The organism is Stutzerimonas sp. FeSN7, assembly GCF_030263795.1.
Classification (GTDB): domain Bacteria; phylum Pseudomonadota; class Gammaproteobacteria; order Pseudomonadales; family Pseudomonadaceae; genus Stutzerimonas; species Stutzerimonas stutzeri.
Genome location: NZ_JARPMN010000001.1, coordinates 1268719 through 1281034, shown reverse-complemented (window position 1 = coordinate 1281034; position 12316 = coordinate 1268719). Strand labels below are relative to the sequence as shown.

At 59.3% G+C, this 12316-nt stretch carries 12 protein-coding genes and 2 pseudogenes; 6 read left to right on the top strand and 8 right to left on the bottom strand.

The features are described 5' to 3' along the window. Window positions 1-2 precede the first annotated feature (2 nt). The 3 genes from P5703_RS05900 to P5703_RS05890 all read left to right on the top strand — a co-directional run bounded on the left by P5703_RS05900 (window position 3) and on the right by P5703_RS05890 (window position 2919). Window positions 3-983, top strand: coding sequence for an IS5-like element IS1384 family transposase (locus P5703_RS05900; RefSeq protein ID WP_010466230.1), 981 nt, complete (start codon window positions 3-5; stop codon window positions 981-983). A gap of 157 nt (window positions 984-1140) precedes the next feature. After that, on the top strand, window positions 1141-1440 hold the full coding sequence (locus tag P5703_RS05895) for a hypothetical protein (protein WP_178111474.1): 300 nt from the start codon (window positions 1141-1143) through the stop codon (window positions 1438-1440). Window positions 1441-1593: 153 nt separating this feature from the next. Continuing rightward, window positions 1594-2919, top strand: a complete 1326-nt coding sequence (locus P5703_RS05890; protein ID WP_285585822.1) for an OprD family porin — start codon at window positions 1594-1596, stop codon at window positions 2917-2919. Between the two features lie 177 nt (window positions 2920-3096). Here the strand turns inward: P5703_RS05890 and P5703_RS05885 are convergent, their stop codons facing one another. The 7 genes and pseudogenes from P5703_RS05885 to P5703_RS05855 form a co-directional block, all read right to left on the bottom strand. Then, window positions 3097-3540, bottom strand: coding sequence for a DUF411 domain-containing protein (locus P5703_RS05885; protein WP_074860368.1), 444 nt, complete (start codon window positions 3538-3540; stop codon window positions 3097-3099). Next, window positions 3530-4090: pseudogene (locus tag P5703_RS05880) on the bottom strand (c-type cytochrome); the annotation flags it as partial. The pseudogene P5703_RS05880 and the gene P5703_RS05885, both read right to left, overlap by 11 nt. Before the next feature lie 155 nt (window positions 4091-4245). Next, a complete protein-coding gene (locus P5703_RS05875; protein ID WP_049341153.1) occupies window positions 4246-5235 on the bottom strand; it encodes an IS5 family transposase in 990 nt (329 codons plus the stop codon). 67 nt (window positions 5236-5302) lie between these two features. Further along, a pseudogene (locus P5703_RS05870) lies at window positions 5303-5587 on the bottom strand (c-type cytochrome); the annotation flags it as partial. A 9-nt stretch (window positions 5588-5596) separates the two neighbouring features. Beyond that, window positions 5597-6688: a copper resistance protein B gene (locus tag P5703_RS05865; RefSeq protein WP_285585811.1), complete on the bottom strand. Its 1092-nt coding sequence runs from the start codon at window positions 6686-6688 to the stop codon at window positions 5597-5599. After that, a complete protein-coding gene (locus P5703_RS05860) occupies window positions 6678-6992 on the bottom strand; it encodes a hypothetical protein (protein ID WP_024616826.1) in 315 nt (104 codons plus the stop codon). The genes P5703_RS05865 and P5703_RS05860 overlap by 11 nt, the downstream gene beginning before the upstream one ends. A gap of 12 nt (window positions 6993-7004) precedes the next feature. After that, window positions 7005-8354: a copper resistance system multicopper oxidase gene (locus P5703_RS05855; RefSeq protein ID WP_419723700.1), complete on the bottom strand. Its 1350-nt coding sequence runs from the start codon at window positions 8352-8354 to the stop codon at window positions 7005-7007. Between the two features lie 41 nt (window positions 8355-8395). On the opposite strand from P5703_RS05855, the gene P5703_RS05850 reads away from it, so the two are divergent. From P5703_RS05850 to P5703_RS05840, 3 genes are read left to right on the top strand one after another with little or no spacing between them, the layout of a single operon-like run. Next, the gene (locus P5703_RS05850) at window positions 8396-10111 is read left to right on the top strand and encodes a proline--tRNA ligase (RefSeq protein ID WP_279640987.1); all 1716 of its coding nucleotides are present in this window, start codon (window positions 8396-8398) and stop codon (window positions 10109-10111) included. A 9-nt stretch (window positions 10112-10120) separates the two neighbouring features. Beyond that, window positions 10121-11053: a hypothetical protein gene (locus P5703_RS05845; RefSeq protein WP_020308468.1), complete on the top strand. Its 933-nt coding sequence runs from the start codon at window positions 10121-10123 to the stop codon at window positions 11051-11053. 5 nt (window positions 11054-11058) lie between these two features. Further along, on the top strand, window positions 11059-11631 hold the full coding sequence (locus tag P5703_RS05840) for a lytic transglycosylase domain-containing protein (protein WP_011913924.1): 573 nt from the start codon (window positions 11059-11061) through the stop codon (window positions 11629-11631). Window positions 11632-11638: 7 nt separating this feature from the next. Here the strand turns inward: P5703_RS05840 and P5703_RS05835 are convergent, their stop codons facing one another. Then, window positions 11639-12094 (bottom strand): TlpA family protein disulfide reductase, encoded by a 456-nt coding sequence (locus tag P5703_RS05835; RefSeq protein ID WP_279640986.1) that lies wholly within the window; start codon window positions 12092-12094, stop codon window positions 11639-11641. Window positions 12095-12316: the final 222 nt, after the last annotated feature.

Below are 12316 nucleotides of genomic sequence, written 5' to 3'. Positions count from 1 at the left end.
CGATGAAGCAGATGACCTTCGCCGACGCCGAGTACGCTGGCAAGCGCAAGCAAACCCGCAAGGAGTTGTTCCTGATCGAGATGGATCGGGTGGTGCCGTGGAAGGGCTTGATTGCTTTGATCGAGCCACATTATCCGAAGGGTGAAGGTGGCCGTCCGGCCTACCCGTTGATGGCGATGCTGCGTGTGCATCTGCTGCAGAACTGGTTCGGCTACAGCGATCCAGCGATGGAGGAAGCGCTGTACGAAACCACGATCCTGCGCCAGTTTGCCGGGCTGAACCTGGAGCGCATCCCCGACGAAACCACCATTCTCAACTTCCGCCGCTTGCTGGAGAAACACGAGCTGGCGGCCGGCATCCTCGCTGTCATCAATGGCTATCTGGGCGACCGCGGCCTGTCGCTGCGCCAGGGCACCATCGTCGATGCAACGCTGATCAATGCGCCCAGTTCGACCAAGAACAAGGACGGCAAGCGCGACCCGGAAATGCACCAGACCAAGAAGGGAAACCAGTATTATTTCGGCATGAAGGCCCACATCGGCGCCGATGACGAATCGGGTCTGGTGCACAGCGTAGTGGGCACGGCGGCCAATGTGGCGGATGTCACCCAGGTGGACAAATTGCTGCATGGCGACGAAAACGTGGTCTGCGCCGATGCAGGCTACACCGGTGTCGAAAAGCGGCCCGAGCATGAAGGACGTGAAGTTATCTGGCAGGTGGCGGCACGCCGCAGCACCTACAAAAAACTCGATAAGCGCAGCGTGCTGTACAAAGCCAAGCGCAAGATTGAAAAGGCCAAGGCTCAGGTGCGCGCCAAGGTCGAGCATCCGTTCCGGGTAATCAAGCGCCAGTTCGGTTACACCAAGGTGCGCTTTCGCGGCTTGGCCAAAAACACGGCGCAACTGGTGACACTGTTCGCTCTGTCGAACCTGTGGATGGCGCGCCGACATTTACTGACGAATGCAGGAGAGGTGCGCCTGTAATGCGGGAAATGGCCACCGGAGTGGGGTCCGGGTGGCGAAAACGTAAGAAATACTCGTCGAATTGATTGTTTTTTGGTCATTTGGCGAGTTTAAAAGTTGCGCCAGGTGGTATGCCGGGGAAATACATGGCTACTTCAGACCATCCCTAAATAGCGACTTGAAAGCAAAGATAGAAGATATCCAGAACCTGGAACACGAGTGTGAAGAAGCAGTGACAAAGTGCCGGGAATACCAGCATAAAAATGAGCAATTGGCGGAAAACATGGCCGCACTCACCACCCAGAAAGCGGATGTCGATAAGCAAGTGGCCGTGTTATCCCACGCATTGGAGACCACCAAAGCCGAACTGAAAACCGCCCAGGATAAAGTGGCATTTCTGACCGACGAGAATAAGGTGATTCTTCAGGAAAAAGCAGTGATCCAAGGGCAGTTTAAACAGCTTCAAGGTTCGCTATAACAATTTAATGGATGTATTTTGACCGTCTGGCTGTCAAATGCAGAAATCGTTGCCAGCCTCTAAACGAGCAAACTTGTCAAATTTGTCGGTTCTTCCACAAGACCCCTATATGCGACCACACAATGACAACTGCCAATAACATCAGGAGTATTTATGAATAACAGAACCCTGTTAGGACTTTCTCTGCTCACTCTGAGCGTCAGTACCGGGCAAGCTGCAATGGCCGCCGGCGAGAAAGGCGAGGGATTTATCGAAGGCAGCAGCCTGACCATTCTCAATCGAAATCTCTACTTCAACCGCGATTTCCGTAAAGGCCAGTCCAGCAGCTCGGGTAATGGCTATTCGGAAGAGTGGGCGCATGGCGTGATAGGCAGATTCGAGTCTGGTTTCACCGAGGGCACCATAGGCTTTGGTGTCGATGCCTTTGCCATGCTAGGGCTCAAGCTTGACACCGGCGACGGCCGTTCTGGAGCAGGCGGCACAGTCGACGTGATGCCTTACAACAGCCTCGGGCAGGCTGAGGATAACTACTCCAAACTGGGTGGCGCGGTGAAAGCTCGGTTCATGGATACCGAGATCAAGGTAGGCGACGTCTTTCCCGTCAGCCCGGTCGTCCAATACGGTGATGCACGGCTTTTACCGGAGAGTTTTCGAGGTGTCACCGTGGTCAACAGCAGCGTGGAAGGACTGTCGCTTCAGGGCGGTCGCCTCCACTCGATGAGCCAACCCAATACCAGCAGCATGCGCGACGGCTTCGCTACCTTCTACGCGGGCGAAGTGGACTCGCCATGGATCGCCTATTTCGGTGGTGATTACACGCTTAATGACAACGTCGGCTTTAGTCTCTACACCAGCCGCCTCAAGGATGCCTGGAATCAATATTACGCGGGCACCACGCTGAGCTACCCGCTTGCGGACGATGTCGCCTTGATCGGCGGGCTGAACTACTACAAGGCGGTCGATGAAGGGAAGCAGCTCCTCGGGAGCTTCGATAACAACATCTGGAGCGGCAGTGTCGGCATCCAATTCGGCGCTCACACAGTGCTGGTGGGTCTCCAGCGCAACAATGGCGATGATGACTTCGACTACTTGCGCCAATCGGACTCCATCTACCTCGACAACTCCATCCAGTACACCGACTTCAACTCGCCGAAGGAGAAGTCATGGCAAGTGCGCTATGACCTGAATATGGCGCCTTTCGGTGTGCCTGGATTGAGCTTCATGACTCGATATGCCCAGGGCTGGGATGCCGACTACAGCAACGCCAACGAAGTCTATATGCGCCGTGATGACAACGGCGATCCGTTGACCAACCAGAAGCGCTGGGAGCGGGACATCGAGGCCAAGTACGTTGTGCAGACTGGATCACTGAAGGATATGTCTTTCCGTGTTCGCCAAATGACCACTCGCGCGACCGATTACGAGTCGGATCTGGATGAAGTCCGCCTGATTGTCGAGTACCCGCTGGAAGTTCTCTAACCCTGGCAAGCGGGCGGGTTGATTGCCCGCTCGCGCCTTGGTCCTGCTGTCCCCTCGTAGTGCTCCTTTGGTTTGGAGACAGCCCTTGGCGCCCTCGGGCGCCTTTTTTACTTAGGTTAAAGGACGTATGAAAATGAGTCGGCCACTACACACAAGCGGCCGTGCTGGCAGGCAGTACTACTGGGCGGGATATTCTGCAACGACCTGATCAGACCCCGTCTTGGTCAAGCCAATGACCTGGTAGGCATGCTGTACACCATCGACTTCCATGCCGGGGGAGCCCGCCGGCATCCCGGGAACAGCGATGCCCAGCAGATCATCGCGCTTGGTGAGTTCGATGACCTGGGCCGCCGGCACATGACCTTCGACGAACTTGCCGTCAATCACCGCGGTGTGGCAAGACGCTAACCGTGGCGCGACGCCCAGTCTTTGCTTCACTGCTGTCATGTTGCTTTCAACATGGTCGACGACTTTGAAGCCATTCGCTTCGAGGTGTGAAATCCACTTCTTGCAACATCCGCAATTGGCATCACGATGGGCATCAATCGTCAGGGCATCAGCTGCTTGAACCGCAGACGTGACGGAGAGAGCGGCCAGTAAGGCCAGATATTTAGCTTTCATGTACGTGCTCTTTGCCATCGGCGTGGGTGTGGGTCTTGGGCGAGGCGTTCGGAGCCTGCTCGGCGTGATGATCACCTCCGTTGGACGACGCCTCATCCCCAGCATGGTGGTCATCGCCACTCATATCCGAATGGTGACCTGCCTTAGGTGCGGAGCCATCCTCGCTATCCGTAGCCGCGGCATCGTGATGACCAGGCTCTCCAGCATCACCTGATCCATGATGGTCATCGCCACCGCCACTATTGTCATGATGGCCAGGCTTGTTGTCGCCGTGCTGTCCTTCATGGTTATGCATCTGCGTTTCCCCACCACCGTGCTGATGGCCGCCACTGGATGCGACGAGTGTTTGGTATTGCTTGGCATCCATCGTCGGCAGTTGGTTGAGGAAGGCAACCATGCCCCAGATGTACTCGTCTCCCATGCTCTTGCCCCACGCAGGCATACCCGTTGCCTTGATGCCATGCTTGATCACCCAGAACGCTGCTGACGGATTGCCATCGACACCGATCTTGGCGAGGTTGGGGGGCGCAGGGTAAAGCGATTGGCTTAGGGAAACGCTGATCAAAGCCACCCGTCCGGGATTTTTCGTCCATGAGGCAGCAACTCCGAAATTCGCATCGTCATGACATCGAATTTCGGCTCTTTTTCAGCCCCGAATCATCAACCCGAGGCCCTTTCGGGGTTCATCACCCCGATTTCTCGCCCTCAGGACGCACCTGTCCTGTAGGGCGCGCACAGACTTCTCTGCGACAGCACCAGATTCGCCATCGCGAACAGCACATGCAACTGCGCCGTGTTCTTCGCCAGACCCTTGTAGCGGCACTTGCGATGCCGGAACAGGTTCTTCACCACATGGAACGCGTGCTCGACCTTCGAGCGGATGCTCGCCTTGGCGTGCTCCGCCTGCTCGATGAGTTGGCGTCTCGGGTCCGTCTTGTCCAGCTTCTTGTAGGTTGAGCGGCGACGTGCAATGACAAACTCAGCCTCGCACTCCTTCAGTTCGGGACGCTTGTCTGCGCCTTGGTAGCCGGCGTCGGCATGCACGTGCTTCTCCTCACCATGCAGCAGCTTGTGCGTCTGGCTCACGTCGGAGGCGTTCGCCGCCGTGGCGGCAAGCGAATGAACGATGCCGGTGTGCGCATCCGTACCGATATGCGCTTTCATGCCGAAATACCACTGCTTGCCCTTCTTCGTCTGGTGCATGTCGGGGTCGCGCTCGCCCTCCTTGTTCTTCGTCGAGGGGGGCGCAGCGATCAAGGTGGCGTCGACGATCGTGCCTTCGCGCAGGATCAGCCCTTGCTGACCGAGCTGTTCGCGAATCAGCGCGAAGATGCGCACCGGCATCTCGTGACGTTCAAGCAGACGGCGAAACTTCAGCAGCGTGGTGGCATCGGGCGCCTGACGCTCGATCAGGTCGATGCCCACGAAGCGACGCACCGCGATGCTGTCGACGATGGCATCTTCAATTCCTTCGTCCGACAGGCCCAGGCAGTTCTGGCACAGATACATGCGCAGCATCGTTTCCAGACCGACCGGCGGACGACCGCGCTCACCGCGGTAGTAGTGCGGCTCGATCAATGCCGCCAGCTGCGACCACGGCACCAGACGATCCAGGTCGGTCAGAAACTTCTCCCGCCGCGTCGGCTTGCGACGCGCCGAGTACTCGAGATCGGCGAAGCTGGCTTGCTGTTTCATCTGGATGGTTGCGCCTATCGGGATGACCGGGGCATTCTACGGGGACGGGGTTAAATCAGCGTTTCCTTAGCTCGGTCTCCGCCATACCTGGCGCCAAATGACAGCCGACACACATGGCGTTGTAGTTGCCCGCACCGGCGCGAATAAGAGCTTGATCATCCAGGTTGGGAACCTCGATGTCCCGCGAACGGACTTCGATAGAGCGGTCACGGGCCATCTTGAGAAACGCATACACTGCAGGAAAATGGGGATCGTCGGCCCCCACGTTGACCACGCCAAAGTAGGCGCCGGCCAGGACAGCTGTGCTACCGACCACGCCGGCCGCCACCAAAGTTTTAATTGTTCTTTTCATGTCAGGTTCTCAAAACCACATCCGGATACCGGCGACAAAACGCGCCTCGTCTACATCACCGCCCTCGTCGCGCACCATGTCTGCCGTGTTGCCATAGGAGCGGCTCCAGGAAACCCCGATATAGGGGGCAAACTCCCTGACAATCTCGTAACGCAGACGCAAGCCGAGCTCGGTATTTGCCAACCCAGACCCCACACCTCGCTCAGGATCGTTCTTGCCGTAGAAGTTCATTTCGGCAGTTGGCTGGAGAATCAGCCGGTTGGTCAGCAGAATGTCGTACTCGCCCTCCAGTCGGGCAGCAGTTTGGCCATTCTCGCCGACGAAGGCCGTGGCTTCGGCCTCAAAGGCGTAAAGCGCCAGGCCCTGGATACCGAAGGCGGCCCAAGTCTGCGGCGACTCCGGTTTGAAGTCCTGGCGAACGCCCGCGACGACATCCCACCAAGGGCCGATCGAGCGGCCGTACAGCAGCTGTAATTCAGCATCCTCGGTCACGCCGTTGGTACGCTCGCCTTTGGAGCGGAACCAGACCCGGTTGATATCACCGCCTACCCAGCCCGACGCATCCCAGGCCAGGGTGCTGCCCTCATCTGCGTCCTGGTATTCGAGCTGATCGAGCAGGAAAAAGCTGTTGATGGCGCTGTCATGCACCTTGTGGCCAGGCAGTGGCGGGAAAGCCGCTTGGCGATCAGCATCCGTCAGAACGGGAATCGGCGTACGACTGGTAGTCCTCGGGGCTTCAGCGGAGCCATGGTTCATCTTCGAATGATCCATGCCCTCCATCTGTCCCTGCATGGTGCCGTGTCCCATCTTGCTGTGGTCCATGGCTGGGGCCTTCTCTTGGCTCTGGCTGTGGCCCATCTGGCTATGGTCCATGCTGCCCGATTCGCTCTGCATGGCACCATGATCCATCTTGCTGTGATCCATGCCCTCCATCGGCGCTTTGGCGGAACCGTGGCCCATCTGGCTGTGGTCCATCGACATGGAGCCGTGCCCCATTGCCGAATGATCCATTTCTTCCGCAGCCTGGGTAACGCCGCCGCTGAGTGCACTCAGCGACACGACCAGCGCTATGAGGGACGGGCGTGAAAACCTAGTGGTCATGGTTCGAACCTGCTTCGGCTTCGGTGCCGCCATGCTTATCCATCATCTTCTCGTGCCCCATATCGTCATGGTTCATGCCCTCATGATCCATGGTGCCATGATCCATCTGCTGGCCAGCGGCCTTGCCTTTCGATTGATCTGCAGGCTTGTCACTGATGGCCTCGGGCGCAGCCGACTCGGCAGCATGTTGTTCGTGCTCGCTGTGCCCCTCACCTGCCAATGACGTCGGCGCGTACAAAGCAGCCAAAAAACTGAACATCGCTGCGCTGCCAAACAGGGCATTACGCTTCATAAAAGTACTCATCAGAAATCTCCATTACTCATCCACACGGACTTCACGGAACATGCCCATTTCCATGTGGAGCAACAGGTGGCAGTGGTAGGCCCAACGCCCCAACGCATCGGCGGTCACCCGATAGCTGCGCTTGGAACCTGGCGGCATGTCGATGGTGTGTTTACGCACCAGGAAATTGCCGTTCGCATCCTCCAGGTCGCTCCACATGCCATGAAGATGGATCGGATGAGTCATCATGGTGTCGTTGACCAGCGTGATGCGAACACGCTCGCCGTACTTGAGGCGCAGAGGCTCGGCGTCAGAGAACTTGATGCCATCGAAGGACCAGGAGAATTTCTCCATGTGCCCGGTAAGGTGCAGCTCGATGGTGCGACTTGGTTCGCGACCATCCGGGTCGAGGAAGGTGCTGCGCAGGTCAGAGTACGTGAGGACGCGTCGGCCGTTGTCTCGCAAACCAATACCTGGGTCGTCCAACTTATGCGTTGGTGTCATGGTTTGCATATCGACCAGCGGGTTGTTGGTCTCTGAGGCTGGGTGTGCCTGCATGGCACCTGCCATGCCTGCCATGCCTGCCATGCCACCCTGCATGCTCCCATGATCCATGCCCGCCATACTGCCGTGGTCCATTCCGGCCATGTTCCCGTGATCCATACCGCCCATGCTGCCGTGATCCATACCCATGTCGCCCATGGCAATCAGCGGACGCGGGTCGGGGCTGGGTACTGGTGCACTCAACCCCTCCTGTACAGCAAGGGTGCCGCGCGCATAGCCAGTGCGGTCCATGGATTGGGCAAACACGGTATAGGCCTGTTCGCTGTCTGGTTCGATGATCACGTCGTAGGTCTCGGCCACGGCGATACGGAACTCGTCGACGCTGACCGGTTTGACGTGCAGACCATCGGCCGCAACCACAGTCATCTTCAGGCCTGGGATGCGCACATCGAAATAGGTCATAGCCGAGGCATTAATGAACCGCAGGCGGATCTTTTCGCCTGGTTTGAATATGCCGGTCCAGTTGCCATCAGGTGCCTGGCCATTCATCAGGTAGGTGTAGGTGTAGCCACTGACGTCAGCGAGATCCGTCGGGCTCATCTTCATCTCGGCCCACATCTTGCGATCGGCTACGGCGGCGGACCAACCCATCTCGCTTACGTCATCGATGAAGTCACCAACGGTGCGTTTGTGCTGGTTGTAGTAGTCCGACTGTTTCTTGAGCTTGGCCAGTACCCGCGTTGGATTTTCATCCGTCCAGTCGCTCAGCAACACGACGTAATCACGGTCGTAACTGAAGGGCTCGGGCTCCTTGGCATCGATTCCGTCGCCCAAGCGACCGTACCTGTCCTGTACGCCGCACCACGCGCGCCGTACAATGCCGAGCCTAATTCCAGCCTCTGCAAGGACATAACGGCCACATGCGCACCAGTCAGTTCCTGCTCTCGACCCTCAAAGAAACCCCTTCCGATGCGGTGGTGATCAGTCACCAGCTGATGCTGCGTGCCGGAATGATCCGCAAGCTGGCGTCCGGCCTCTACACCTGGATGCCGATGGGGCTGCGAGCGCTACGCAAGGCCGAGGCCATCGTTCGCGAGGAAATGAACAAGGCAGGCGCGCTGGAAGTCCTGATGCCCGCCATCCAGCCGGCCGAACTTTGGCAGGAATCCGGTCGCTGGGAGCAATACGGACCGGAGCTGCTGCGCCTGAAGGATCGCCATGACCGCGAGTTCTGTGTCGGCCCGACCCATGAGGAAGTCATCACCGATCTGGCGCGCAATGAGCTGAACAGCTACAAGCAGCTGCCGATCAACTTCTATCAGATCCAGACCAAGTTCCGCGACGAGATCCGCCCGCGCTTCGGGCTCATGCGTGGGCGCGAGTTCCTGATGAAGGATGCCTACTCCTTTCATCTGAATCAGGAGTCGCTGCAGGAAACCTACGACCGGATGCATCGGGCCTACTGCAACATCTTCACCCGCCTAGGCTTGAACTTCCGTCCGGTGCAGGCCGACACCGGCTCCATCGGCGGCACCGGCTCCCACGAATTTCATGTACTGGCCGAATCCGGCGAGGACGATATCGCCTTCAGCGATTCCTCCGACTACGCGGCCAACATCGAGAAGGCCGAAGCCATCCCGCGCGAAACCGAACGCGCAGCCCCTGGCGAAGAGTTGCGCCTGATCGATACACCGGATGCCAAGACCATCATCGAGCTGGTCGAGCAGTTCGGCGTGGCCATCGAGAAAACCGTCAAGACGCTTGTGGTGCACGGCGTCGAGAAAGGCCAGCTGGTCGCCCTGATCGTACGCGGCGACCATGAACTGAACGAGATCAAGGCCGCCAATCTGGCGCAGGTCGCCAGTCCGCTGGTATTCGCCTCGGAAGCCGAGATCCGTGCCGCCATCGGCGCAGGTCCTGGCTCGCTGGGCCCACTGAAGCTGCCGGTTCAATGCGTGGTCGATCGCTCCGTCGCCCTGATGGCGGATTTCGCTGCCGGCGCCAACGTCGACGACAAGCACTATTTCGGCCTGAACTGGGAACGTGACCTGCCGCTGCCGCAGGTTGCTGACCTGCGCAACGTGGTGGCTGGCGATCCGAGCCCGGACGGCAAGGGCTGCCTGGTGATCAAGCGCGGCATCGAAGTGGGTCATATCTTCCAGCTCGGCACCAAGTACAGCGAAGCGATGAACTGCCAGGTCATGGGCGAGAACGGCAAGCCGGCGACCCTGATCATGGGCTGCTATGGCATCGGGGTTTCCCGCGTGGTGGCTGCGGCCATCGAGCAGAACTACGACGAGCGCGGCATTCTCTGGCCGGACGCCCTGGCGCCATTCCAGATTGCGCTGGTACCGATGAAGTACGAGACCGAGGCGGTTCGCGAAGCCACCGACAAGCTCTACGCCGAACTCACCGCAGCCGGCTACGAAGTCCTGCTCGACGATCGTGACAAGAAGACCAGTCCCGGCGTCAAATTCGCCGACATGGAGCTGATCGGCATCCCGCACCGTATCGTCGTCAGTGATCGCGGGCTGGCAGACGGCATGCTGGAGTACAAGCATCGCCGCGATGCCCAGCCGCAGCCGGTCGCCGCATCGGAAATCCTGTCCTTCATCAACTCGCGTGCTCATCGCTGATCGGAAACCATGCTCAACCGACATCTTGTCGCTTCAACCAGCGCCGCGCTCTGTGCGGCGCTTCTGCTTGGCGGCTGCGCCAATCACCTGCCTCAGCGTAGTGAGCATGAGGCCCGCACCGAGCGCAAGCTGCTCGACCACAGCCTTCGCATCGAGCTTGGCGAACCGCAGGTACTCGAGCTGCCACAACGGCGAATTCGTGTGCAGGAGCAGAAGACGTTCGAAGTGACCGACTTCGAAGTCACCCGTCGTTATGATCGCTACACGCCCTACCAGCCCTGGCGTGAGCTGTACGAGATCCCGCTGGGTGCAGTCGCGGTGGTGGCAGGCGTCGGGGCCAATGTGCTCAACGTGGTGCTGCTCGGCAATCTGCCCGAGCAGGCGACTCGCGGCTGGATCAGCTACGGCTTCGCCGGAATGAACCCGTTCATGAACGTCGAATCCAACGGTCGCTCGCAGCAGAACCTTGCCAGCATCAATGAACAACGCAGGGACGCACGCCTCGAATACACCAGCCTGCCTTGGGCCGAACGCCCGGTTCTGGTTGTCGCCGGTCCGCATACGCATGAACTGTCGACGGACAGATTCGGCGTGCTGCGCCTGAACCTTCTCGACGGGCCCTTCGCCGACCAAGACATCTCACAGGTAGGCAAGCTGCAGCTATCCGTGCAAGACGCTCAGGACGGCACCCGTGCCGACGCCACGCTACTGGTCAGCCACAAGCTGCGCGGCAAGCTGCAGGAAGCCCATGACCTGATCTTCGACGATCTCGAGGGCGACGATGTGGCACAGTGGGTACATCGCGTTCGTCGCCTGTCGGAGCTGGGCCTGGAAGAAGAAGCCAGCGAACTGGAGCAGAGCCTGATCGAGCTGACACGCAACGATCCGGAGCTGCAGCAGCAGTTCCTGCAAAGCCTGATCGAAGGCAACGACGGGAACTGAGCACGATGAAGCTGCGCGGTATCGTGCTCGCATTGCTGCTGCTCGGCGCGCTGCCGGCGGCGGCCAACATTCGCCAGGCTCCGGAACCGGAACTGCGCGAGTTGATGCAGCGTACGGTCGCCGAGGCGGACAGCTTTCAGGATCGCTTCGATGCCGAGGTCTGGCTGGTCGACATGTCCGGGCGGCTCAAACGCTATGTCCCGGACGCCGAGGAGCGCCTGTCGCTGCTGAGGCTGGTCCATCGGGAGGCGAGCAAGGCCGGACTGAAGCCGGAACTGGTGCTGGCGCTGATTCATGCCGAAAGCCGCTTCGACCGCTTCGCCATTTCCAGCGTCGGTGCGCAAGGCATGATGCAGGTGATGCCTTTCTGGAAAGCTGAACTGGGACGCCCCCAGGACAACCTCACCGACAATGCAACCAACTTGCGCTATGGCTGCACGATCCTCAGCTACTACCTGCAGAAGGAAAAGGGCGACATCAATCGGGCGCTGGCGCGCTACAACGGCAGCCTCGGCCAAAATCGTTACCCGGCCAAGGTGATCGGTTTCTGGCAGGATTTCTGGTACGTCAAACCCTGACCGGGCTTCACTGGTCTTTCAGGCGAGCCAGATGCGCCAGGATTCCTTCGGCGGTCTGCTCACCCACCAGGCGCTGGCGGACGGTGCCCCTGTCGTCCACCAGATAGGTAACGGGCAACACTTCGCTACGGGACAACTGCAGACGCTCGGCCGGATCATCGCTGAGCACGCGAAACCGAATTCCCAGGGTTTCGGCTGCCTGGGCGAGCTCCTCGCCACGCAGCTCATCGAAGTTGACCCCCAGCACCTCAAGCCCGTAATCGGCCTCGGACAATGCATTCAGCTCGGGGATCTCGGTTCGGCACGGCCCGCACCATTCGGCCCAGTAGTTGATCAGCAGCCAACGCCCCTGCAACTGCGCCGCGGTGATTTCGCGCCCATGCTGATCGACACCCCAGCCGTTATCGCAGGCCGACAGGAACAGGCAGGAACATAGAAGGAGCGAAGCGAGCGGTCTGGTCATGGTGGCTATCCCCTACACACAAGGCAGAGCATACCGCCTCCCTCGCCGCAAGGGCACCTCAACCGCACCATATCCTGACGGAGCCACCCAAGGCGCCAAGTTACCGGCGCGTTTTTGTCGTTATGCGAGTCGGGTCACGTGGTGCGGCGGCCAAGTGCACAGTTTTGCCAGGGGTGCGCTGCCTATAATTCCGCACCCATCACCGCCTGCCAGTAGCGAAGC